The organism is Azospirillum rugosum, assembly GCF_017876155.1.
In the GTDB taxonomy this organism is placed as follows: domain Bacteria; phylum Pseudomonadota; class Alphaproteobacteria; order Azospirillales; family Azospirillaceae; genus Azospirillum; species Azospirillum rugosum.
The window spans coordinates 478809-498335 of record NZ_JAGINP010000001.1 but is presented as its reverse complement, the minus strand read 5'-3'; the positions used below and the strand labels follow the sequence as shown (position 1 = coordinate 498335).

General features: G+C 68.0%; 34 protein-coding genes. 23 read left to right on the top strand and 11 right to left on the bottom strand.

Annotated elements, in window-relative coordinates:
- Positions 1-616: 616 nt before the first annotated feature.
- Entirely contained in the window at positions 617-928 is a 312-nt protein-coding gene (locus tag J2851_RS02415; protein ID WP_209763197.1) for a helix-turn-helix domain-containing protein, read from the bottom strand.
- A gap of 58 nt (positions 929-986) precedes the next feature.
- Between J2851_RS02415 and J2851_RS36650 the strand changes: the two genes are divergently transcribed.
- Positions 987-1337, top strand: coding sequence for a YdaS family helix-turn-helix protein (locus J2851_RS36650; RefSeq protein ID WP_370881306.1), 351 nt, complete (start codon positions 987-989; stop codon positions 1335-1337).
- On the opposite strand, the gene J2851_RS35495 is transcribed toward J2851_RS36650, so the two are convergent.
- A complete protein-coding gene (locus J2851_RS35495) occupies positions 1295-1444 on the bottom strand; it encodes a hypothetical protein (protein ID WP_246500352.1) in 150 nt (49 codons plus the stop codon). The two genes, J2851_RS36650 and J2851_RS35495, sit on opposite strands and share 43 nt — an antisense overlap.
- A 12-nt stretch (positions 1445-1456) precedes the next feature.
- On the opposite strand from J2851_RS35495, the gene J2851_RS35490 reads away from it, so the two are divergent.
- From J2851_RS35490 to J2851_RS02355, 11 genes are all read left to right on the top strand, one after another.
- Entirely contained in the window at positions 1457-1702 is a 246-nt protein-coding gene (locus J2851_RS35490; protein WP_246500351.1) for a hypothetical protein, read from the top strand.
- A gap of 136 nt (positions 1703-1838) precedes the next feature.
- Positions 1839-2183: a hypothetical protein gene (locus J2851_RS02400; RefSeq protein ID WP_246500350.1), complete on the top strand. Its 345-nt coding sequence runs from the start codon at positions 1839-1841 to the stop codon at positions 2181-2183.
- On the top strand, positions 2180-2488 hold the full coding sequence (locus tag J2851_RS02395) for a hypothetical protein (protein ID WP_209763191.1): 309 nt from the start codon (positions 2180-2182) through the stop codon (positions 2486-2488). The genes J2851_RS02400 and J2851_RS02395 overlap by 4 nt, the downstream gene beginning before the upstream one ends.
- 8 nt (positions 2489-2496) lie before the next feature.
- The gene (locus tag J2851_RS02390) at positions 2497-2712 is read left to right on the top strand and encodes a hypothetical protein (RefSeq protein ID WP_209763189.1); all 216 of its coding nucleotides are present in this window, start codon (positions 2497-2499) and stop codon (positions 2710-2712) included.
- A 25-nt stretch (positions 2713-2737) separates the two neighbouring features.
- Entirely contained in the window at positions 2738-3850 is a 1113-nt protein-coding gene (locus J2851_RS02385; RefSeq protein ID WP_209763187.1) for a hypothetical protein, read from the top strand.
- A 2-nt stretch (positions 3851-3852) separates the two neighbouring features.
- Positions 3853-4407, top strand: coding sequence for a hypothetical protein (locus J2851_RS02380; RefSeq protein ID WP_209763185.1), 555 nt, complete (start codon positions 3853-3855; stop codon positions 4405-4407).
- Positions 4404-4715 (top strand): hypothetical protein, encoded by a 312-nt coding sequence (locus tag J2851_RS02375; protein ID WP_209763183.1) that lies wholly within the window; start codon positions 4404-4406, stop codon positions 4713-4715. Before J2851_RS02380 ends, J2851_RS02375 begins: the two co-directional genes overlap by 4 nt.
- Positions 4712-4912, top strand: coding sequence for a hypothetical protein (locus J2851_RS02370; RefSeq protein WP_209763181.1), 201 nt, complete (start codon positions 4712-4714; stop codon positions 4910-4912). Before J2851_RS02375 ends, J2851_RS02370 begins: the two co-directional genes overlap by 4 nt.
- Positions 4909-5100 carry a hypothetical protein gene (locus J2851_RS02365; RefSeq protein WP_209763179.1) on the top strand — a complete coding sequence of 64 codons (192 nt, stop codon included), beginning with the start codon at positions 4909-4911 and terminating at the stop codon, positions 5098-5100. The genes J2851_RS02370 and J2851_RS02365 overlap by 4 nt, the downstream gene beginning before the upstream one ends.
- A complete protein-coding gene (locus J2851_RS02360; protein WP_209763177.1) occupies positions 5097-5966 on the top strand; it encodes a hypothetical protein in 870 nt (289 codons plus the stop codon). Before J2851_RS02365 ends, J2851_RS02360 begins: the two co-directional genes overlap by 4 nt.
- A 3-nt stretch (positions 5967-5969) precedes the next feature.
- Positions 5970-7328 carry a DnaB-like helicase N-terminal domain-containing protein gene (locus tag J2851_RS02355; RefSeq protein ID WP_209763175.1) on the top strand — a complete coding sequence of 453 codons (1359 nt, stop codon included), beginning with the start codon at positions 5970-5972 and terminating at the stop codon, positions 7326-7328.
- A gap of 54 nt (positions 7329-7382) precedes the next feature.
- On the opposite strand, the gene J2851_RS02350 is transcribed toward J2851_RS02355, so the two are convergent.
- From J2851_RS02350 to J2851_RS02325, 7 genes are all read right to left on the bottom strand, one after another.
- Entirely contained in the window at positions 7383-7658 is a 276-nt protein-coding gene (locus J2851_RS02350; protein ID WP_209763173.1) for a DUF6525 family protein, read from the bottom strand.
- A 50-nt stretch (positions 7659-7708) separates the two neighbouring features.
- Positions 7709-7987 carry a hypothetical protein gene (locus J2851_RS02345; RefSeq protein ID WP_209763171.1) on the bottom strand — a complete coding sequence of 93 codons (279 nt, stop codon included), beginning with the start codon at positions 7985-7987 and terminating at the stop codon, positions 7709-7711.
- 51 nt (positions 7988-8038) lie between these two features.
- On the bottom strand, positions 8039-8164 hold the full coding sequence (locus J2851_RS36215) for a hypothetical protein (RefSeq protein ID WP_281415957.1): 126 nt from the start codon (positions 8162-8164) through the stop codon (positions 8039-8041).
- 131 nt (positions 8165-8295) lie between these two features.
- Positions 8296-8835, bottom strand: coding sequence for a hypothetical protein (locus tag J2851_RS02340; RefSeq protein WP_209763170.1), 540 nt, complete (start codon positions 8833-8835; stop codon positions 8296-8298).
- Positions 8836-9055: 220 nt separating this feature from the next.
- Complete coding sequence (locus J2851_RS02335) at positions 9056-9838, bottom strand: adenine nucleotide alpha hydrolase family protein (RefSeq protein ID WP_209763168.1); 783 nt, start codon at positions 9836-9838, stop codon at positions 9056-9058.
- A 33-nt stretch (positions 9839-9871) separates the two neighbouring features.
- Positions 9872-10165, bottom strand: coding sequence for a hypothetical protein (locus tag J2851_RS02330; protein ID WP_209763166.1), 294 nt, complete (start codon positions 10163-10165; stop codon positions 9872-9874).
- A gap of 56 nt (positions 10166-10221) precedes the next feature.
- Positions 10222-10638, bottom strand: coding sequence for a MazG-like family protein (locus tag J2851_RS02325; RefSeq protein ID WP_209763165.1), 417 nt, complete (start codon positions 10636-10638; stop codon positions 10222-10224).
- Positions 10639-10697: 59 nt separating this feature from the next.
- Here J2851_RS02325 and J2851_RS02320 point away from each other — a divergent pair, with 59 nt between their 5' ends.
- Positions 10698-11027: a helix-turn-helix domain-containing protein gene (locus J2851_RS02320; RefSeq protein WP_209763163.1), complete on the top strand. Its 330-nt coding sequence runs from the start codon at positions 10698-10700 to the stop codon at positions 11025-11027.
- Here J2851_RS02320 and J2851_RS02315 read toward each other — a convergent pair whose 3' ends face one another.
- Positions 11028-11501: a recombinase family protein gene (locus J2851_RS02315; RefSeq protein ID WP_209763161.1), complete on the bottom strand. Its 474-nt coding sequence runs from the start codon at positions 11499-11501 to the stop codon at positions 11028-11030.
- On the bottom strand, positions 11498-11722 hold the full coding sequence (locus J2851_RS02310; protein WP_209763159.1) for a helix-turn-helix domain-containing protein: 225 nt from the start codon (positions 11720-11722) through the stop codon (positions 11498-11500). The genes J2851_RS02315 and J2851_RS02310 overlap by 4 nt, the downstream gene beginning before the upstream one ends.
- Before the next feature lie 213 nt (positions 11723-11935).
- On the opposite strand from J2851_RS02310, the gene J2851_RS02305 reads away from it, so the two are divergent.
- The 10 genes from J2851_RS02305 to J2851_RS02260 all read left to right on the top strand — a co-directional run bounded on the left by J2851_RS02305 (position 11936) and on the right by J2851_RS02260 (position 19492).
- Complete coding sequence (locus J2851_RS02305) at positions 11936-12484, top strand: terminase small subunit-like protein (RefSeq protein WP_209763157.1); 549 nt, start codon at positions 11936-11938, stop codon at positions 12482-12484.
- 322 nt (positions 12485-12806) lie between these two features.
- Positions 12807-14360, top strand: a complete 1554-nt coding sequence (locus tag J2851_RS02300; protein WP_209763154.1) for a hypothetical protein — start codon at positions 12807-12809, stop codon at positions 14358-14360.
- Complete coding sequence (locus J2851_RS02295) at positions 14354-14830, top strand: hypothetical protein (protein ID WP_209763152.1); 477 nt, start codon at positions 14354-14356, stop codon at positions 14828-14830. Before J2851_RS02300 ends, J2851_RS02295 begins: the two co-directional genes overlap by 7 nt.
- On the top strand, positions 14742-15104 hold the full coding sequence (locus J2851_RS02290) for a hypothetical protein (RefSeq protein WP_209763151.1): 363 nt from the start codon (positions 14742-14744) through the stop codon (positions 15102-15104). The genes J2851_RS02295 and J2851_RS02290 overlap by 89 nt, the downstream gene beginning before the upstream one ends.
- Complete coding sequence (locus J2851_RS02285) at positions 15104-16615, top strand: portal protein (protein WP_209763148.1); 1512 nt, start codon at positions 15104-15106, stop codon at positions 16613-16615. The genes J2851_RS02290 and J2851_RS02285 overlap by 1 nt, the downstream gene beginning before the upstream one ends.
- Positions 16612-16938 carry a Bbp19 family protein gene (locus J2851_RS02280; RefSeq protein ID WP_209763146.1) on the top strand — a complete coding sequence of 109 codons (327 nt, stop codon included), beginning with the start codon at positions 16612-16614 and terminating at the stop codon, positions 16936-16938. Before J2851_RS02285 ends, J2851_RS02280 begins: the two co-directional genes overlap by 4 nt.
- Positions 16883-17686, top strand: a complete 804-nt coding sequence (locus tag J2851_RS02275) for a hypothetical protein (RefSeq protein WP_209763144.1) — start codon at positions 16883-16885, stop codon at positions 17684-17686. Before J2851_RS02280 ends, J2851_RS02275 begins: the two co-directional genes overlap by 56 nt.
- 12 nt (positions 17687-17698) lie before the next feature.
- Complete coding sequence (locus tag J2851_RS02270; protein ID WP_209763142.1) at positions 17699-18640, top strand: major capsid protein; 942 nt, start codon at positions 17699-17701, stop codon at positions 18638-18640.
- An 11-nt stretch (positions 18641-18651) separates the two neighbouring features.
- Positions 18652-19068, top strand: coding sequence for a hypothetical protein (locus tag J2851_RS02265; RefSeq protein WP_209763140.1), 417 nt, complete (start codon positions 18652-18654; stop codon positions 19066-19068).
- Between the two features lie 10 nt (positions 19069-19078).
- Positions 19079-19492 (top strand): hypothetical protein, encoded by a 414-nt coding sequence (locus tag J2851_RS02260; protein WP_209763138.1) that lies wholly within the window; start codon positions 19079-19081, stop codon positions 19490-19492.
- Positions 19493-19527: the final 35 nt, after the last annotated feature.

The window sequence follows — 19527 nt, the reverse complement described above, 5'->3', positions numbered from 1 at the left end:
CGCACGCCGCGCCCAAAGTTGGCATGGGCGTTTGCAATTTGCGAAATGCAGGAATTTCAACGGGTTCATATTCTTGTATGCAACCCGTGTTACAGGCGAGCAATCATTCACCGCTACCCAAGGGCGCGCCATCGTGCTTAGGTATGCGGACCCGCTAGGCCGAACCGGATAGGAGAGGCGTGGCGGGGGTGGGGGCTCCTACACCCACACCCCGAGGCAAAGAAGGCCACCTCGCATTGCTACCGCGCCCCCGCGTCCGGGGTTCGCCGCGCAACGACCGCCACGCCACAGCTGCATGACGGTAACGCAAGAGGTGTGCCAGTGTGGGAAATAAATCTTCGATTAACCGGACAGCGTTTGTGCCTTTTCTCCGGAAATCCAATGATTGCCGAGCGAGTGCAATTGTTCGCTCGCAATTCATTAGGTTCGTCGCCCTGTGCGTAGGCGCACATTCTTGATGCTGTGTTCTCAATTGCGGCAGAGGGGGCCGCGCTGATGGATTTTGCTCTTCAGGAGATGCCGGGGATGACCGACGAGGACCGGCGGGTTCTGCGCATCGTGCGCGCGCTGAGCCCTATTCAACGAGAAGCTTTCCTGGCCGCCGGCCGGGCTTGCCTTATGGCTTCTCGACCGCCTTCAGCGCGTCCTCGCCGGTCTCAATCCACCGCTCTCGGCGGGCGGGGTCGGCCAACAGTAGGCGGCGGTGAATGGTAAGGGCCTCCACATCCGCATCGGATAGCCGGTAGCGCTGCGGGACAATTTCCCAAGGTTCGCAGGCCAGGGCCTGGCAGAGCCTTTCCAGCATATCATCCGAGAGCTGGTGCTTACCGCTCTCCAGCTTCTGAACGTAACCGCGCTCGATCGGGCTCCCGCTTGCAGACATAGCTGCCGCAAGGGATGCCTGCGTGAATCCCTTTTCGGCGCGCAATCCTGCGATCCTGTTTGGGTAAGGGCCCTTCGGGCCTTCTGGTTTCCGCCCACGAGCCATGGCCGAAATGTACCGGCCGGTGGGGCAAAATGTCAGAACCCCGTCATGGTGCATTTCGCGCCCTCTCGCATGTTGTTTTTTGTACCATGTGGTGGTACAAAAGGGCATGACGAACGCACGCCCCCTGACCGCGCTTTGCAAGCAGAACGGTCTCACCCTGACCAAGCTCGCTGAGCGCATTTGCCGCTCGCGCCACACCGTGAAGAAGTGGGGGCGCGAGGTTCCTATCCCGCCTGAAGAAGTGCCGAACATTGTGACGGCCTTCGAGGGCGCTGTTCAGCCGCATGAATTGCGACCGGACATCTTTCAGCTGCCCCCCTCGGGCACGTCGGCGCACGCCGCCGAATAGACCAGCGTCGGGCGGGGCCGCACGGCGGGCGGCTCCTCCACCTGGAGGCGGATCACGTCGGCGGTCGAGCGCAGGGTCGGCAGGCCCCACACCAGGACCCCACACACCTCGGAGGCACCATGCGGGACAGGATCGCGGCGGAGGGTCTTTCGGCCGGCGGCCGGAACGAGGCCGGACTCTCCCATTCCACCATTGCCGCCAGTCTGCCGGGTCGCGCCGCGGACAGCCAGTGCGCGTCCGGGGAAGACGGTGACCCTTTTGGGATCGGCCCTGCCCCCTTCGGGCTGCGTGCCGCCCTGGCCGTCCTGGCCCTGCCCATGCTGATGCTGATCCTGACGGCGCTCGCCGTCATGCTCGGGGGTTGACGTCATGTCCGCCTCACAAATGACGCTGATGCCGGCCCATGTGCCGGAGGTTCGGCCCCGGTCGAAAGCTGTAGAACAGCCCGCCTTATTCGACCTTGGCGAGTTGGATCGTGCCGCCGAACAGGCGCGGTCAGAAATGGCGAATTCTGCCCAAGAGTTTCCCGCCAAGCCCGCGGAGAAGGCCGAACGGCTGGCCCGTCAGCGTCGCTTGCTGCGCCTCCTGATGGCGCTCCAGGGCTCCACCAGCTTCGCGAAGGAGCTGGCCGCCCTGATCCGCGCGAAGACCGGGCACGACTACCCGGCCAAGACCATCCGCAACTGGATGGACGGCAAGGTGGAGCCCAATCACGACGGATGGCACGACCTGCGCGCCACGTTCGGCGACGGCCTGTTCGACGCGGTGCACACCCCGGACAGCCACGCTGCTGAAGCCTGGGAGGCCGGGCTGTACGGCAAGACGCGGCGGAAGGTTTCGCAATGACCGCCCGCCAGCCCATCCGCCTCGATACCCAGCGCGAAGGCCACGCCGCCCGCCGCCTGAGCGAGCGGTACGGGCTGCATTTCGACAACTGGCTGAAGGGCGAACTCTTCCGCCAGATCGAAGGCGCCCGCGCCAACGACAACCGCCAGCCGACAGCGTGCCGGATCAGCGCCTATGGGCATCGGGAGCGGTGGCTGGTCTCTCTCGACCGTCGGGTTCTGCACGTCGTCATCGACCGCGTCTCGACCGTCGTCATCACCTTCCTGCCGCTCGACGGCTCGACCACCGACCACCACGAACCGTGAGGCCCGTCATGCTGACCCGCGAACAGATCCTTCACGACGCGACCGAGGCCCGGAACGTGGGCATCTTCGGCCGCGACGCCCTGGTCATCGCGACGCCGCGCGCCGGCGCCACGCAGATGCCCGCCGAAGACCCGAACGCGGCGCCGATGGCGTTCGCGTTCGCCCACCTCGCCGCCCTCGCGGCGAACACCAACACGCCGCACCCGCGCCCGCGGGCCGGCTGAACTCTTCACAAACTGGAGGCAGATCATGATTACCCAGCAGCATCAGGACCGGCTTGTCGCCCAGGGGCGCAATGAGCTGATGACCGCGTGGCTCGCCGCCTTGCCGAGCGCGCCGGGCGAGACCAAGCAGCGGGAGGCGTCCGAGCGCTTCACCGCGTTCATGCAGGAGCTGGTGCCGCAGATCGTCGGCGTTGTCGCGGTCGGCGACTACCCCGCCTTCTCGGTCAAGCTGGAGAACATCGACGGCAAGGGCAAGATCGCGCTGAAGGCCATCAACGTGGACGAGGCGGGCCCGGCCCTGATCACGCACATGGGTGCCTCCCTGACCCTGGTGCTGACCAACGCCGAGCAGTTCGACCGCAAGCGTCCGGCGGCCGCCATCGAGCCGGATCAGAAGGCGATGTTCGAGCAGGGCGAGGACGACGAGGACGACGGCGAGGACGATTCGACCGACGAAGAGGTCGAGGCCCTGTCGGACGACGAAGCTGTCGTCCTGGACGACAGCGCGCCGTCCGGTGACGACTTCGGCCTGGACCTGCCGCTGGAGCCCGCCGACCCCGTCGGCCCGTTCTTCTCCGCCGTCGAGGGTCGGCCGGTGAAGGACGCCGTCGGCGCCGAGCTGACCGAGTGGACGCTGCTGCACGGCGACCAAGTCGTCTTCGAGCACGTCCGCGGCGACGTCATCGACACCATCGCCGACGCGCTGAACGCCCGTGCCGCCGGGCTGGGGCGCGACCTGACGCCCTTCGAGGTGCGGGACGGCGTGCTCGCGCTGCTGCCGCCGGAAGGCATGGGAATCGCGCTGCACGCGCCCTACACGACCGAGGCCATCCAGAACAGCGCGGCCCCGGCGAACGACGACGCGAAGGCCAGCCGTCGCGGCCGGCTGAGCGACGCGCGCAAGGTCGAGCTGTACCACCTGGGCTACGACGCGGCGGAGGCCGGGCAGTCCGTCACCGAGGCGAGCGCCGGCTACACCGACGGCGAGGCTAAGCACATCCAGCGCGGCTGGGCGGACCAGAAGGACGGCAAGGCGCGCGCCTGGGAGCGGGTGAAGCCGAAGGCGGCGAACGATGACGAGACCCCGCTTTACGGGGATTCGCCGAATGGCCAGGACAGCACCGGCAAGGCGGCCTGACCATGAGCAGCCGCATCGTCCTGGCGCTTGACGTTGGTACCTCGCTGGGCTGGGCCGTTCAGCGCGCCTCGGGTCGCATCGAGTCCGGCCGGCACACGCTGCCCACGGGGAAGCGCCAGGGCGAGCGGCTGCACGCCTTCCGCCTGTGGCTGGCGGACATCCTGACCCGCCTCGGGCATATCGACACGATCATCTGGGAACACGCCTTCCGCCAGCCGGGCAACGCCAACGAGGTGCATCACAACCTTGTTGGCGTGCTCCTCGACTTCGCGGAGCGTAACCGCATCACCGACTATCACAGCGTCGATGTGAAGGCCCTGAAGGGCTACGCGGCGGGCAACGGCAACGCGGATAAGGACGCCATGGTGGCGGCCGCACGCGCCGCCGGCTACCCGGTCCGGTCGCACGACGAAGCCGACGCTGTGCACCTCCTCCGGTACGAGATTTCCGGCCGCCGCGCCGCCGATCTGCCCAGGCTTGCTGAGGCCCGCCAGAAGCGCCGGGAGCAGAAACGCCGCCGTGCCGCCAACCAGAACAAGAAGGCCACCGCAGCATGAGCATTCCCGCCGAAAAGCATCAGCGCATCCGCGAGACATACAAGCAGCTTGGCGCCGAAGTGCTGGCCGCCATCCATGGTGTCTCCGCCGCAGAAATCCGCGCGATCGTGCGCGGCCCGAAGGCCGCCAACGTCAACGCCCCGCAGGCCGTGGGCAAGCCCGCCCCGGTGGCGGAGAACCCGTTCCAGGCCCCGCAGTCCGCCCCGACGATGGCGCAGGTGCAGAAGCGCTCCAGCCTTCGTGAGCAGGTCGGCAGCACCGGCTATCTGCCGCTGATGTCGGATGCCTATCGGAGGAAGCCGCAGTGAACACCCGGTTCACCACGATGCTCCACGCGATCGAGGATGGCGCGCGCCGCGGGAAGGTCGACGCCAGGACCGCGCGCGAGTTGGACGGCCTGTTCCGCCGCTGCGAGCGCGCCGGACTGTCCATCGTCACTGCCCATGCGGAAGCGGTCGAGCGGCGCCTGCTGCCGCCCCTGCGCCAAGGAGTCGTCGCCGAATGAGCAACGTCACTCGCCTTCCCGTCGACAACCCGCGTCGGCGTTTGAGCGTTCCTGACGCCCCGACGCGCATCGCTGGGGCGGCGCAAGACCTCCAGGAAATCGCGGCTGAGCACCAGTTCGACCGCGACGGAATCCTCGCGGTCGCCGCGCGACTGCGCCGGATCGCGGACGAGCTGAGTGCATCATGAGCGGCTTCTACCTGATGCACCGCGGCTGGCGTGGGAACCCAGCGTTCCAGGATGACCCGTGCTCCGAGCGCGAGGCGTGGGTGTGGCTGATCGAGGAGGCCGCCTACCAGGATCGGCGCGTGCGGATCGGCAAGGTGGTGCTCGACGTGAAGCGCGGGCAGGTCGCGGTCTCGACGCGCTTCCTCTCCGAGGCGTGGAAGTGGTCGCACTCGAAGGTGAGACGCTTCCTGGATCGCCTCGAAAAAGAGGCGATGATCGGCACGGAGACCGACACAGGCGTTACCGTCATAACCCTTTGCAATTACGAGCGATATCAGTCCGTCGATTACGCATCCGGCACAGATGAGGGCACAGCTCCGGCACGGAACCGGCACAGCTCCGGCACAAAACAGAAAGAAGGTAATGAAATAAAAGAAGGGAAAGAGTCGCGCGCCCTGCCGGGCGACGCTCTGCCCGATCTTGCTGAGCAAGGGGTGGTCGGTTCCCCGGTGAACGACAACGCCGCACAGCCCGCCAAGCAGGCGAAGCGGGGAACGCGCGTTCCCGACGGCGACCTGCCGGACGAGTGGGCGTCCGCGGCGAACCACACCCGCGAAAAGCACCAGCTCCCGCTGCTGACCAAGCGCGTGCTTGGTCTGCGCTGGGAGAACTTCCGGAACTACTGGGGCGGGTTGGCCGGCTCAAAGGGGCTGAAGGCCGATTGGCGCAAGACCTGGCTGAACGACTGCATCAGTCCGGTCACCGAGCGGAAATTCCCCGCCGGGCAGCCGCCGCCGGCGAACGGCAACGCGCCGCAGCAGCCCAAGCGCCAAGCCTCCTCCCTCTCCGACATCCCGCTGTTCTTCGACACCCCGACCGAGGTCTGACCCATGGACGCCGCTTTCTCCGACCTCCGGAACATCCCAGCGATTTCCCGCATGCTGAACCGCCACGCGAACCCGGAGGTCGAGCAGGCGCTGCTGGGCGCCCTGCTGACCCAGCCCGCAGCGTTCGGCCGCACCGTCGGTCGGATCACCGCCGAAGACTTCGCCGACCCCGTGCACGCCGCGATCTACGACGCCATCGCTGAGCGTGTGTCGCAGGGCCGGACGGTCGATCACCGGCTGCTGGGCGACGTCGCGGACTCGTGCAACGACGTGCTGCAGGAGTTCGGCGGAGGCCGGACCTACCTCGCTGGCCTTGCCGGGGGCGCCGGTCTGCCGTCCAGCGTCATCGACTACGCTGACACGATCCGCCAGCTCGCCGTCCGCCGCCGGCTGATCGACGCGGGCCTGCGCGCCATCGTGCTGGCGGACGAGACCCAGCGCATCGAAGATGCCGTCTCCGTCGTGATCGGGGATGCCGAGGCCCTGGTCGACGGCGGCGGCGCCAAGACCCGCTCCGAGGTGCTGGCGGCCATGGTCGCGGGCATGGAGAAGCCCGGGAAGGTCTACCCGACGGGCTATCCCTCGATCGACAAGGCTTGGGGCGGCGGCATGTACGCCGGGCGCATGTACTGCATTGCCGGAAAGGGCAAGGCCGGCAAGTCCGCCCTGGCCGGCGGGATCAGCTACGCCCTGAACCGGGCCGGTGTCCGGCACGCGTATCTCGCCCTGGAGATGGGCGCCCAGGAGATCGAGCAGAGGCAGGTCGCCCGCGAGCTGGGGACGCACAGCATGGCCCTGATCGGGCATGTGCACGCGACCATCCTGGCCCGCGCCGGGCAGTACGCCGCCACGGCCGAGCAGCAGCGACTGAACAACGTGGTCTACGTCGACATGCCGGGCGGCACGATGGACCGGCTGCGCACCGAGATCCTTGCGGCGAAGCACCGGCACCGCTGCGCTGGGGTGATCGTGGATTACTGGCAGCTGGTCACCGGCCGGCCGCCGGGCACGTCGGAGGAGGAGCACCTTCGGCGCGTGGCCGAATGGCTGGCGGCGACGGTGAAGCGCTTGGGTATCTGGGTCCTGATCCTGGCGCAGCTGACCGACGACGGAGAGGCCACAGCGGTCAGCCGCACCGGCATGAACCGTAACGCCGACCAGCTGTACTTCCTGCGCGACTGCAACATCGACGCCTGTCGGTGGCTGGAGGGTAAAGCCAGCCGATACACCCCGACCACGGACATCGGATCGGCGAGCGAGCCCGCGCTGAAGCTTGTCTACCCCGGGCCGCACTTCGAAGACTGGGGCGCCCGCGGGAACGACGACACGCGCCAAGCGCAGATGGACATGGCGGAGGGGTGAAACGCAGAAGGCCGCTCCGGTGTGGAGCGGCCTTCATTCCCTCGTTTCTGCGCCTCAGAGGAGGCGCTGTTGTGTCGGTGCCGGCGCGGCCTCGGCCAGCGGGCGATGGTGGACGCGGATGGTCATCCGCTCATTGTCTTTGCGGTGCCGGTGCCGCTCGGCCTGGTCGCCGTCCTCGATCGTGGCGAGGATGGTGCGGATCGGTATGCCGTCGCGGAGCCAACGGGCAAATTCGGCCGCTGACCAGCAGCAGACGGAGGCGTTGAGGGAGGCGCGGACCTCGGGCGGTAGGCCGTCGAACGCCCGCATCTCCTTTGCGGCGCTGCTCATGATGCAGTGTTTGCCTGACCAGTTTCCCATGGTCGCGCTCTTGCTCGTCTCTAAGCCCCGGCGGGGGCGGTGGTGGTGGCCGGAAGGAGGCTGATCCAGGTGCAGCGCATCGCGTTGATGATCGTCTCGCGATCCAGGGCGCCCCACACATCCTCCATCCGCTCGCTGTTATCGTCTTGCGTGAGGTCGTGACCGCAGCGGCACGTCACCCACACCTCGCAGCAGTCCTCCGCCACCCGTTCGCTGTGGGCGCGAAAGTGCTGCTGGTTGCCGCATTTCGGACAGGCCGGCACGGAGCCAGCCTTGATGGTGAAGTCTGTCGTGCTCATGATCGGCTCGTTGGTGAGCCGCCCCGCCGTGACACAGCGGGGCGGCATGGATCAGCATTCGTCGTCCGCGGCGTCGTATTCATCCTCAAGCGTGACGACTTCACCGGTCTCCGTATCGCGGTGGTAGCCGGTGGGGGCCCCGTCGTCGTCCAGGATCTCTTCGTAGCGGTCGGGCATGGCTTGCTCCTGTGGGCTGGTGGTGAAGACGCGTTCTTAGGCCGCCAGGGCGGCCGGGTGGAGACGGGAGCGGGCGATATCCGCGATGGACTGCCAGTAGGTTGCGGCCTCACGGTCGCGGAGCTGCTCGTTTATGGGGTGGTTTGGCTGGTGCAGAAAACGACGGCGGAGATGACGCGCTCGGCAAGGATGAACGCCTCCTCCACCCGTCTTACAGCGTCAGCGAGGCGGTCCTTTTGGTACCAGTCCTGGTGTTCGAGCGGGTTCGTGTCGACCGCATCGAAGATATTGACCAAGTCCAGAGCTTCTCCGGGGGAGATGTCATCGTTCCAGTAATCGAGGAAATGCCCGATTTCCTCATCGGTGCAGTATTCGGTTGGGGCGTAGTTGAGCCGCACGCCACAGCATACGCACGCTTTCGGCGCATCACTCGTGCTGCGCCATCCACCGTCCACGAAGAGTTCGGCTCCCGGCTGGGACTCTACGGTCTGCCGAGCAACGGCGTCGCTGGCGCAGTCGTAGCAGTAATCTTCCGATTGATCGTCGGCGCCACCAATCCAGTGGTCGCTTTCCACTTCGACCGATGCCGCCGAGGCCGCCAGCATGTCGCGGGCCTGCTCGATCACTTCGAGCTTCAAGTCGAGCGCGGCTCGGTAATTCCCGTCGTACATGGCGGCTCCTGTGGGCTCGTTGTTGAGCCGCCCTCAGGCGGCAGCGTTGTCGCTTTCGGCGCGAACGAACCGGTCGCATGTCTCACAGTCGCGGACGAGGCGCGTGCCACCCTCGCCCCACTGTTCCGGGTCGGTACAGTCGCCGTACTGGGGGTGCCGCATAGCGGCGGTCGGCGCCCAACGGGCGAAATGCTTGCACAGGGAGCAGGCCATATTGTCCTCACATCGAGCAGACGCGGCACTGGCCGCCGCGGAATAGGTCTCGCTGGCGCTGCACGCGCTTCGTGTCGCGCGGGATGCGGCCGCGCTCGAACTCGACGCGCAGATCCTTGAGCTGGGCCGGCCAAGCGTCGCGCGACGGGCTGCGCCAACTCACGGGCTTGCCGACCATCGCCGACACTTCGGCCTCCTGTTGTTCAGCATCGGCGAAGATGTCCGGGTGCTGCTTCCACAGCAGCCACCATTCGATGAGCTGCTGTTCGTAGCAGCGGGCGCAGTCGGTGCGCTCCGGAATGCTCACGTCCCGCTGCTCAAGGTAGGACAGCACATCGGCGACACCCCAACCCCATTCCCGCATCGGAAACCGGACAGCGACCTCGGCGATGTCGTAGGCCCCGCCAGCCCGGCCCGGCTCGTCAGCGCGAAGGCCCACATAGGAAATCACGGGGCCGTGCTGCACCTGCGCGCGAAGCCATGCCTGATACGGCTCGATCTTCAGCTTGCGGGTGCAGAAGCGGGCGCTGTGGTTGGGGATCATCCGTTCCTCGCGGACAATCCCCGACAGCCCGGTGTGCGCCATGATCGGCAGGATGCGCCGCCCGAGGATTTCGCCGATGCGGCGCCAGTGGGCGAACATCTCGGGGAGTTCATCGCCGGTGGGCGTGCAGACGTAGTTGTACTGGCGTGGCTCCATCTCGGCCAGCCGCAGAGCGAGCGCGGTGCTGTCCTTTCCGCCGGACAGGGCCACTACGTGCAGGATGCCCTTTTCGTCGCGCTCCAGCATGGCCGGGTTCCTTTTGGCTCGTTTGTGGGGTGGTTAGATGATCAGAGCCGCGCCCGGATTGGCCTTCGCCCACACCTCCAGGGCACGGGCGAATTGGCCGGGCTTGGCGTTGCCGGCGTCGTCGAAAGCGTCGGGGCACAGCCGGCGCATTTCCGCGCGCTGGGCCGCCCGCCGCATCTGGTAGCTGCACTCGGTGACGGAGTTGACCGCGCGAGGCTTGCCATCCATCCACGTCTCGTCATGCGGGCAGCCGGCCGGCGGCTCGGCGTCGATCCAGATCGGATAGGCGCGCGGATCGCCGCAGACTGGACAGGCGTGCTTGGTCACGGCGCGATCCCTCGTTGGTGAGGCGCCCCGCCGCGATGGCGACGGGGCGCGCCTGGTCAGGCGGCGGTGGCCGGCGTCGGCGCCGTCGCATAGCGCCAGTCGTCGGCGTCGAGACGGACGGGGCTCCCCACGCGCACGCTGACCTCGTTGAACTTGTCGATGGTCGCCTGCCCGAGGTTCACGCCGGCCCGGAACGCCAGGATGTCGAGGTAGGTCTGGACGTCGGCAAGTTCCTTCGCCAACGCCGGGCGGGCCTCGTCCAGCGTCAGGTCGCCGCGCTCGATCTTCTTGATCAGGTTGGCGGCCTCGCCCAGCTCGCCGGTCACCGCGTTGGCCCAGGCCGACAGCGCCCAGTCGGAACCGTCCGGCTCGCTGTGGGCGGGCTCGCCCTTGGCGTTCTTGAACGTGGGCAGGCGCGCGACGTTGGCGCCGCGCAGAGCATCAAAGTTCAGGCTGTTGGCCCCGTACCCCATGATAACCTCCATCATTGATGATTGATACAATAGCACGGGACGTGTAACATGCAACAGTCATGATGCAAATTACATCACAAAGCGCCTCCGGCGCATCGGGCTTGGCGATTCCAGCATCGGCGGTGCATGATCGCGCCATGTTGACGGGCTGGCAGATCAAGAAAGGCCGCGAGTTGTTGGACCTGAGCGCGAAGGCGCTCGGGGAGGCGACCAATGTGGGAATGGCGACGGTCCAGCGCGCAGAGGCGGCAGGACACGAAATTCCGAACATGAAGACGCACAGCATGAAGGCGCTGGAGGACTTCCTTCGCGCCCGCGTGATCTTCATCGACGCTGACGAACACGGTGGGCCAGGGGTCAGGCTAAAGGCGACCGAGCGCCCGGCCTGATTAGCCCTTCGCCCGCGGCCGGCGCTTTGGCTTCCACGTCGCCTTGCCATCCCGCCGTGCGACGAAGTCGGCCAGCGATTCCCCCGGCTGCCTCGTGCGCGGACCATGCTCCCGCCATAGGGTCGTGCGGGAGCACCCGGAGAACTCCTCGACCTGCTCAATCGGGTACGTCAGGTCGAAGTAGAGCGTCCTGGTGGCGGTCTTCTTGGTGCCCCGGAGCTTGGGCTTCCTCCCGCCGCCCTTGGCCCGCTTTCTGGCCGCCAGCAAGCCCGGTTCCCACTGCGCGCGGTTCCAGCGGCGTTCCGCCTGGTCGAGTGCCTCCACCAAGGCGAACACCGCCCCGGCCTGATCCGGCGCCGCCGACACGCCGCCGTCGAGCACCTCCAGCCCCACACCGCGGCCGGCGAGCTGGCAGAGCACCTTGACCGCCTCCGCCCGGTTGGTGCCCAGCACGTCGAGGCCGGGCAGGATCATTTCTGACGCTGCGCCAGCTTCAGCAGCTGCTTGCGGCGATCGGGCAGCAGCCAATCCCACGCGGCGCACAGCAGGATGGAGCGCGGGTCCATGGGGGCGTCTGACGGGCCGGCGGCCTCCCAGCGGCGAATGACCCGCTCGTCAACGCAATGGAGCGCGCCGGTCTGGTGCTGTGTCATGCGGTGGCGCTCGCGCCAGGATCGGAATTCGTCGCCGGTCATGGGGGCACCGTAGCCCCTCCCCGAACCGGCTGTTAACGCACCCCCTCTGCACCAACAGCCGGTTGGCCCTCGCTGGACCCGTTGGAAACCCTGGACGGATTGCAAGTCTCTTGACAGCCCTTTCGCGATGTGCGCAAGCCTCGCGCGCGTCCCTCCCCACATAGCCTCGCGGTGCGTTACGAACCCCGCTAGCCCGCCGCTACTCTCCGCGGCATGACCGACGCCACGCCCCAGCCCGACCGCATCGACCTGCCCGACCACGCCGCGCCGAAGCGTCCGCGCGTCTGGACCCCAGAGCGTCGCGCCGAGGCCTGGGAGCGCCTCCTCCAGCACATCACCGACGGCGGCTCCCTCGACGCCTTCTGCGCCCTCCCGGACACGCCCAGCAAGCCGACGGTCTACGAGTGGATCAGAGGTGATGCGTCGCTCGCTAACGAGTACGCGCGCGCACGCGAGATGCAGGGCGACAGCTACGCGGATCAGGTGGCCGACGCGGCGAAGAAGGTGCTGGACGGCAAGCTGGACGCACAGGCCGGGCGCACGGCCATCGACGCGCTGAAGTGGCTGGCGGCCAAGCGCAAGCCCAAGGTCTACGGCGACCGGATCGACGTGAACGCCAACGTGAACGCCAACGTGGCGGTCGGCTGGGTCATCGACCTGAGCGCGCCGGCCGATGTGACGCCTGTCCTCGATGGGACGGCAGTCAGGGCCGATCAGCCGGCGATCGGGCAGGACGGCACACCAGATGTAGTGGCGGAATGAAGTCCGCTTCGAATAATCTCGGACGTCTCGGCCAAGCCGTTGATGCGCAACGGCAATCTGGAACGGCGAAAGTTCCACAAGTGCCATTATGGAAAGCACGGGCCGAGACGCACAGGAACGCCGTCCGCGCCTCGTTCCTACCGCCCGCCCTCGCCCGTCGCCTCCAGCCGGGCCGCCCGACCCCCACCCCGGGGGCCTCGCGCGCCGGCCCGCGCCGGGCGGGGGGAGGGGCAAAAACCGCGCGCCTTTCTCCCTGCGGGCCATCCCCCCACGATTTTGCCCTATCCCATGAACCCGCAACAATCTTTCCGACGGTGACGCCATGACCGACGTTCAGCAAGCGATCCAGGGCGGGGCGAGCGTCTACAAGCCGGACGGCGAGACGCTGCGCCAGTTCCTGCTGAACCGGACGGCGCTGCTGCTGTGCATCCAGGGGCCGGAGGGCAGCGGCAAGTCGACGGCGAGCGCGATGAAGCTGTGGATGTCGGCGATCGTGCAGGCGCCGCAGAAGGACGGCATCCGGCGGACGCGCATGCTGGTGGTGCGCAACACGTTCAACGACCTGAAGCTGACGACGGTCCAGACCTGGAAGGCCCTGTTCCCGCCGGAGACCTACGGCCAGTTCCTGGAGACGGCGCCGTTCATGCACAAGATCAGGGCCGGCGACGTCGAGTGCGACGTGTGGTTCGTGGCCCTGGACGACGAGGCGGCGCTGAAGAAGGTGCTGTCGCTGGAGTTCACGTCCATCTGGGTCAACGAGGCGCGCGAACTGCCCCGCCGTGTCATCGGCGGCCTGTGGCGCCGGCGCGGCCGCTACCCGGCGGTGAAGGACGGCGCGGCGACCTACCCGATCATGATCCTGGACACGAACGCGCCGGCGGACGACCACTGGATCCCCATCATGCGCGGCGACGTGCCCATGCCGTCCAAGCTGTCGGAGGACGAGCGGAAGGAGCTGGAGAAGCCGGAGGGCTGGGAATTCTGGAACCAGCCGGGAGGGCTGATCGAGGTCACCGACGACGCGGGCAACCACGTACGCTTCGAGCCGAACCCGAAGGCCGAGAACACGAAGTGGCTGCTGGGCGGACCGAATTTCTACATGGAGGCGGCGCGCGGGCAGACGATCCACGACGTGCGGATCGCGCTGTGCAACAAGCTGGGCCGGTCCCGCTCCGGCAAGCCGGTGTTCCCCATGTTCCGGCCCGACCTGCACATCGCCAAGCAGCCGCTCCAGCCGATCGAAGGGCACCCCATCCTGGTGGGGGTTGACTTCGGCCTGACACCGGCCGCGGTGTTCGGGCAGCACGTCATGGGCCGGTGGCTGATCCTGCACGAGCTGGTGGCGGAGGACGACGCCGGCATGGGCGCCGTGACCTTCGCCCCGCTGCTCAAGGCGGAGCTGGCCAGCCGCTTCCCGGGCTTCAAGTTCAGCCTGTTCGGCGATCCGGCCGGCGACCAGCGGGCGCAGTCGGACGAGCGCAGCCCGTTCATGATCTTCCGCGCCTGCGGCCTGCCGATCCAGCCGGCGCCGTCGAACGACACGACGGTTCGGAAGGAGGCGGTCGAGGCGGAACTGAACCGCCTGGTCAACGGCTACCCGGCCTTCCTGATTTCCCCGACGTGCCCCCGCTATGCCGCCTCGATGGAATGGGGCTATCGGTACCGGAAAATGAAGATTTCCGGCGCCGACCGCTACACCGACCAGCCGGTGAAGGACGAGCACAGCCACGTGAACGACGCTGGCCAGTACCTGCTGATCGGCGGCGGCGCCGGGCGGGCCCTGCTGACCGGCTCTGCCGAGCCGAAGAAGCCCGTCAACACCCGCACCGCCTACCGCCCCTTCGCCAAGCCGGTCGGGAAGCCACGCCGATGGTGAGGGAATGGCTCGTCTTCTTCGCCGACGGCGAGCGGTTCGCGTGGTGGGACATCTGGACCCGGCCCGGGTTCCGGCACGTGCTGGCCGCCGGCTATGACGTCGAGGCCGAACGGTGGGTGATCTTCGACCCACGCGCGACGGGGACGACGATCCTGCTCCTCCACCAGGACGCGGCCGGGGGCAAGCTGGCTGAACTGATCGAGGCCTCTGCCGGGCGGGTCCTGCGCTTTGCCCCGCGCTCTCGGCGCAGGTGCCAGCCCTTCGTTGGCGGCTGCGTCGGCGCGGTGGCCTCGCTGCTGGGAATCCGGGGTGCGTTGTCCCCGTCCGGCTTGCATCGGCAGCTTCTCGCCATGGGCGCCATGCCAGCATTCGAGGATTCCCATGGGCTTCATGAAGCCGAAATCCCCCGCTCCCGCGCCGGTGGCAGCCCCGCCGCCGCCGGCGCCAACCCCGCCGCCGCCGGCCATTGACACGGAAGCGGAGGCGCGCCGTCAGCGCGAACTGGACGAGGCCAAGGCCGCCGCGCAGGCCGCGCAGAAGGCGGCCGATGAACTCGCCACCCGCGAGAAGGAACGCTCCGACGCCCTGGCGGCTCGTGAGAAGGAGCGCGCGGACGCCCTGGCGGCGCGCGAAAAGCAGGGCCTCCTCGCCGAAGAGACCCGCCGCCGCCGCGCCCGCGGTGACGGAGCGCGTGGACTGCTGGGCAACATCGGCGCGCCCGGCACCACCGTGGGGGCTGGCTGATGTCCAACGCCATCCCGCCCTCTGCTCCGCGCGACCTGACACGCCGGATCGCCCGCGCGGACCAGGACAAGCATCGCCGCCGCGGGCGCCTGGACGACTGCTACCGCCTCGCCATGCCCTGGCGCCACCTGACCGACCAGCACCAGGACGACCCGACCGCGCAAGACGACGTCTTCGACGGCACCGCCGTCGTTTCGGTGAAGGACTTCTCCGGCGATCTGCTCTCGACCTTCACCCCGCCGTCGGCTACCTGGATGCGGCTTGAGCCCGACCAGGGCCTGGGCGACGCGGCCTTGCGGGAGCTGGAAGGCCCGCTGGAAGAGATCGAGAACGCGGTCTTCGAGGCCATGGCCGCGTCCAACCTCTACGAAGCGCTCCAGGTCGCGTACGCCGACCTCGCCGTCGGCACGATGGCGCTGCTGGTGCAGGACATCGATCCGACGGAACCGCTGCACGTCGAGGCCATCAGCGTGTCCGACCTGCTGATCGACCGCGGCCCTTACGGTCGTGTCGACGGCCGGTGGCGGAAGTTCAAGCTCCGCGCGGACGAGGTGCCGATCCTCTGGCCCGACGCCGCGACCGGTAGCCTTCCCAAGACCGGCGACGCCGAAGTCGAGGTGACCGACGGCCTGTACCGCGACCTGACGCGCCGGGATGACGAGGTGTGGAAGTATGCCGTCCTCTGCGGCGGAAAGGTGCTCGTGCAGCGGGAGCTGGTCGGGGAGGGCGCCTGCCCGATCATCGTCGCGCGCTGGGACACCGACCCGAAGACGGCATGGGGTCACGGCCCGCTGATGTCGGTGCTGCCCGAGGTCAAGACGGCGAACTACGTCACCGAGCGCATGCTGGAGGCGCTGGATTACGCGCTCCAGCCGGTGACCTCCTACCCCGACGACGGCGTGATCGACGTGTCGGGCGGAATCGCCCCAGGCACGTGGATTCCCATGGCGCAGGGGTCCGAAATCCGGCCCATCGTGTCCGGCGCCAACTTCGACGTGTCGCAGTTCAGCCTGCAGGATTTGCGCTCGCGCATTCGCGACGCCCTGTTCCAGGACGCGCCGCGCCAGAACGGCCTGACCCCTCCGACCGCGACCCAATGGCAGGAGCAGGCGTCGGCGAAAGCCAAGCGCATGGGCGCCCCGGTCGGCCGGCTGGTGACGGAGCTGCTGCGCCCGCTGTTCCTGCGCTTCGCCTTCCTGCTGCGCGCCCGCGGCAAGCTCCCGCCGCAGGTGCGGTTCAAGGGGCAGCCGGTGAAGCTCCGTGCGCAGTCGCCGCTCCTGAAAGCCATGCAGCAGTCCGAGGCCCAGCGCGTCGACCAGTTCCTGGTCACCACCTCGCAGGTTGTCGGGCCGGAAGCCACGTCGATGTGGATCAACATGGAGGAGGCGTTGCGCCACCGCGCCCAGCTCTACGACATCCCGGCCAAGCTCGTCCGCAGCCAAGACGAGGTGCAGCGGATCATCGCCCAGCAACAGGCGCTTCAGGCGCCGCCGGTGGAGCCGCAGCAATGAGTTGGGAAGATCGGGAGAAGGCCACCAGGGCGCGGCGGGGCTCCCCCTCCGAGGAAGAACGGCGCGCGGCAGCGGAAGCCCGCGCCAACGCCGAAATGGCCCGCCTGTGCGCCGCCGTGTTCGGCACCGGCCAGGGCCGCGAACTGCTGGCCGCGCTGCGTCGCCGGACCAAGGATCGCGTGCTCGGGCCGGATGCAACGGTCAGTGCGTTGTTCCACATCGAAGGCCAGCGGCAGCTTGTCCACGCACTTGAAACGTGGACCGCCGATGGAACCCGCACCGATCTCTCAGACCTCCGCGCCGGCTTGGCCGGGACCGATTGACGGCCCGCGCTGCTCGTTCGCCAACGTCGGCGGCCTCCGCCGTCCCGGCTTCGTGACCGTCGCCTTCGCCCCGGAGGGGGAGGGCGACGCTCCCGCCGCCGTCCCGCCGGCCGGTGATCAGCCCGCGGCCCCCACGCCTCCGGCCGGTGATCCGCCGCCCCCGGCCCCCGTCGCCGCGCCGCCCGCCGCTCCGGCCGGGCTCGAGGCGTTCTGGGACGCCGAGAAGGCCGCCCTGAACGTCGATGGCCTCGCCAAGCTGGTCGCGGACGACCAGGCGCGCCGGGCCGGAGTGCCGGAAGCCCCCGACGGCTACAAGATGGAGCTTCCCGCCGACTTCGCGCTGCCCGATGGCCTGACCTTCGAGCCGCAGGACACGCCGCTGGGTCAGTCGGTGCGCGCCATCGCCCATGAGTTCGGCCTGCCGCAGGCCGCCATGTCGAAGCTGCTGGCCGCCTATGTCGATTCCCAGGCGCAGGAGCATCGTCAGGTGATCGCCGACATCGCCGCGGAGCAGGCGAAGCTCGGCCCCAACCGGGACGCCCGCTTCTCGGCCATGGACGGCTGGATCAAGGCGAACCTGCCGGACCATCACGCCGTGCTGGCGCAGCGGCTGCCGGTCGACGCCGGACTCTTCCAGGCCGTCGAGGCGCTGATTGCGCGGGCGAACGCCGGCATTCCCTCTGCGACCGGCGGGGGCGGCGAGGCCATGTCGGAAGAAGCCTATTTCAAGTCGCTGTTCAAGAATTAACGGAGCCTCTTCATGTCTCTCGAAACCCTGCGCACGATCGCGCTTGAGTACAGCAAGAAGCAGCCCAAGCAGATCGACCACCTGACGGAAGAGACTCCGATCCTGGACCTCGTTCCGTTCTCGGCGTCCACCCACGACATGTGGCACGTCGCCGAGGAGCTGACCAACGCCGACGCGATGGGCTTCGTCGCGATGGACGCGCCGCTGCCCGCCGTCAACTCGAACACGAAGCTGATCCGCTTCGATCTGGCGAAGATGGGTGGCCAGATGACCGTCGCGGAGGACAAGGCCCGCCAGTACGGCGGCAAGGAGAAGTACTTCGCCGACCGCTCCGGCCCGGTCCTGAAGAACACCGGCATGAACACCGAGCGCGTCATCGTCTACGACAACCTGCGCCAGTACGCCATCGACCAGTTCCGCTCCGGCGCCACGACCAAGACCGTCTACGACGCGGGCGGCACCGGCTCGACCAACTACAGCATCATCGCCGTCCGCTTCGAGGAAGGCGTGTGCTCGGGCCTGTACAACCCCAAGGGGTTCGGCAATGGCACGATGTTCGACACCACGCCGATCAACGGCGGGAACCTGTACGACATCGGCGGCGGCGTGCTGGGCTACGGCGTGCGCATGAAGTCCGACCTGGGCTTCCAGCTGACCGGCGTCCGCAACGTCGGCACGATCCTCAACATCGACTTCGCCGCCAACAAGGTGCCGACGGATTCGCAGATCGACGACCTGCTGGCCGACGTGCGGGCCACCGGTTCCGGGCGGACCATGCTGCTGATGCACCAGCGCGTGAAGAACTGGATGGGACGCGCCTTCAAGAAGGAGCGCATCCAGATGCGGCCGGAGGACAAGAACATCACCCGGCAGGTCGACGCCTGGGACGGCGTTCCGCTCCTGACCAGCTACAACCTGTACGACGGCACCGAAGGCCGCGTCGTCCTGTCCTAAGGGAGCCGACCATGTACAAGATCGACGGGCGCAAGCACTACGTGGACATCCACGGGCAGAACTTCGCCAAGGCGCAGACGCTGCCGCAGAACACCTCGGCGGACGGCAACGGCGGCGGGATCGAGCTGTCGGGCATCAACGGCGCCGTCGAGGCCCTGGCCCGCGTCAACACGGCGGTCACCATCGCCGACACCAAGGCGCTGACGATCAAGCTCCAGCACTCCGACAACGGCAGCAGCTGGACCGACCTGGGCACCGTCTACACCCTGACGGCGGCCGGCGGCAACGGCGCCCTGGCCGCCGACACGGAGCTTGGCCGCTTCGCCCTGCCCAGCACGGTCAAGAAGTACGTCAAGGCGGTGATCACCACCACGGACGCCGCCGCCGCCGGCAAGGTGGATGTGATCCCGGTCTATCTGCCGCGGTAAGGAGGGCGCCATGTCGCAGAAGCTGATGGTCATCGCCCGGAACCCGGGCCACTACGCCGACCGCCACCGGAAGCCGGGCGAACGGTTCGAGTTGTCCTCCGCGAAAGAACTCGCCGCGTCGTGGATGGAGCCGGTCGGCTGGAGCCCGGAAGTGTCGGGCGACAAAGCCGCGCAGCCCGCCCCGGTCACGGTGCCGGAGGAGGTGCACAAGGCCGCGCTCGCCCGCATCGACGATCTGGAGCAGGCGCTGACCATCGTGAAGGAGGAGCGCGACGCCGCCGACGAAGCCGCCGCACAGGCGCGGGCTCGCGTCGCCGAGCTGGAGGCCCGGCTTTCCGCTGCGGTCGCGCCGAAGGCGGAGGAGAAGCCGCCCGCCGCTCCGGTTCAGCAGCCGAAGCCCGCGACCAAGACCGACAAGACCTGACGGCCCTACCGCCTCCAGTGGCCGTTGGAGTGAAG

Excerpts from the sequence above, each read along its gene's own strand:
- J2851_RS36650 (WP_370881306.1), top strand. The coding sequence starts at position 987 with ATGGCCGAAATGTACCGGCCGGTGGGGCAAAATGTCAGAACCCCGTCA.
- J2851_RS35490 (WP_246500351.1), top strand. The coding sequence starts at position 1,457 with ATGCGGGACAGGATCGCGGCGGAGGGTCTTTCGGCCGGCGGCCGGAAC.
- J2851_RS02400 (WP_246500350.1), top strand. The coding sequence starts at position 1,839 with ATGGCGAATTCTGCCCAAGAGTTTCCCGCCAAGCCCGCGGAGAAGGCC.
- J2851_RS02395 (WP_209763191.1), top strand. The coding sequence starts at position 2,180 with ATGACCGCCCGCCAGCCCATCCGCCTCGATACCCAGCGCGAAGGCCAC.
- J2851_RS02390 (WP_209763189.1), top strand. The coding sequence starts at position 2,497 with ATGCTGACCCGCGAACAGATCCTTCACGACGCGACCGAGGCCCGGAAC.
- J2851_RS02385 (WP_209763187.1), top strand. The coding sequence starts at position 2,738 with ATGATTACCCAGCAGCATCAGGACCGGCTTGTCGCCCAGGGGCGCAAT.
- J2851_RS02380 (WP_209763185.1), top strand. The coding sequence starts at position 3,853 with ATGAGCAGCCGCATCGTCCTGGCGCTTGACGTTGGTACCTCGCTGGGC.
- J2851_RS02375 (WP_209763183.1), top strand. The coding sequence starts at position 4,404 with ATGAGCATTCCCGCCGAAAAGCATCAGCGCATCCGCGAGACATACAAG.
- J2851_RS02365 (WP_209763179.1), top strand. The coding sequence starts at position 4,909 with ATGAGCAACGTCACTCGCCTTCCCGTCGACAACCCGCGTCGGCGTTTG.
- J2851_RS02360 (WP_209763177.1), top strand. The coding sequence starts at position 5,097 with ATGAGCGGCTTCTACCTGATGCACCGCGGCTGGCGTGGGAACCCAGCG.
- J2851_RS02355 (WP_209763175.1), top strand. The coding sequence starts at position 5,970 with ATGGACGCCGCTTTCTCCGACCTCCGGAACATCCCAGCGATTTCCCGC.
- J2851_RS02350 (WP_209763173.1), bottom strand. The coding sequence starts at position 7,658 with ATGAGCAGCGCCGCAAAGGAGATGCGGGCGTTCGACGGCCTACCGCCC.
- J2851_RS02345 (WP_209763171.1), bottom strand. The coding sequence starts at position 7,987 with ATGAGCACGACAGACTTCACCATCAAGGCTGGCTCCGTGCCGGCCTGT.
- J2851_RS36215 (WP_281415957.1), bottom strand. The coding sequence starts at position 8,164 with ATGCCCGACCGCTACGAAGAGATCCTGGACGACGACGGGGCCCCCACC.
- J2851_RS02340 (WP_209763170.1), bottom strand. The coding sequence starts at position 8,835 with ATGTACGACGGGAATTACCGAGCCGCGCTCGACTTGAAGCTCGAAGTG.
- J2851_RS02335 (WP_209763168.1), bottom strand. The coding sequence starts at position 9,838 with ATGCTGGAGCGCGACGAAAAGGGCATCCTGCACGTAGTGGCCCTGTCC.
- J2851_RS02325 (WP_209763165.1), bottom strand. The coding sequence starts at position 10,638 with ATGGGGTACGGGGCCAACAGCCTGAACTTTGATGCTCTGCGCGGCGCC.
- J2851_RS02320 (WP_209763163.1), top strand. The coding sequence starts at position 10,698 with ATGATGCAAATTACATCACAAAGCGCCTCCGGCGCATCGGGCTTGGCG.
- J2851_RS02315 (WP_209763161.1), bottom strand. The coding sequence starts at position 11,501 with ATGATCCTGCCCGGCCTCGACGTGCTGGGCACCAACCGGGCGGAGGCG.
- J2851_RS02310 (WP_209763159.1), bottom strand. The coding sequence starts at position 11,722 with ATGACCGGCGACGAATTCCGATCCTGGCGCGAGCGCCACCGCATGACA.
- J2851_RS02305 (WP_209763157.1), top strand. The coding sequence starts at position 11,936 with ATGACCGACGCCACGCCCCAGCCCGACCGCATCGACCTGCCCGACCAC.
- J2851_RS02300 (WP_209763154.1), top strand. The coding sequence starts at position 12,807 with ATGACCGACGTTCAGCAAGCGATCCAGGGCGGGGCGAGCGTCTACAAG.
- J2851_RS02295 (WP_209763152.1), top strand. The coding sequence starts at position 14,354 with ATGGTGAGGGAATGGCTCGTCTTCTTCGCCGACGGCGAGCGGTTCGCG.
- J2851_RS02290 (WP_209763151.1), top strand. The coding sequence starts at position 14,742 with ATGGGCTTCATGAAGCCGAAATCCCCCGCTCCCGCGCCGGTGGCAGCC.
- J2851_RS02285 (WP_209763148.1), top strand. The coding sequence starts at position 15,104 with ATGTCCAACGCCATCCCGCCCTCTGCTCCGCGCGACCTGACACGCCGG.
- J2851_RS02280 (WP_209763146.1), top strand. The coding sequence starts at position 16,612 with ATGAGTTGGGAAGATCGGGAGAAGGCCACCAGGGCGCGGCGGGGCTCC.
- J2851_RS02275 (WP_209763144.1), top strand. The coding sequence starts at position 16,883 with ATGGAACCCGCACCGATCTCTCAGACCTCCGCGCCGGCTTGGCCGGGA.
- J2851_RS02270 (WP_209763142.1), top strand. The coding sequence starts at position 17,699 with ATGTCTCTCGAAACCCTGCGCACGATCGCGCTTGAGTACAGCAAGAAG.
- J2851_RS02265 (WP_209763140.1), top strand. The coding sequence starts at position 18,652 with ATGTACAAGATCGACGGGCGCAAGCACTACGTGGACATCCACGGGCAG.
- J2851_RS02260 (WP_209763138.1), top strand. The coding sequence starts at position 19,079 with ATGTCGCAGAAGCTGATGGTCATCGCCCGGAACCCGGGCCACTACGCC.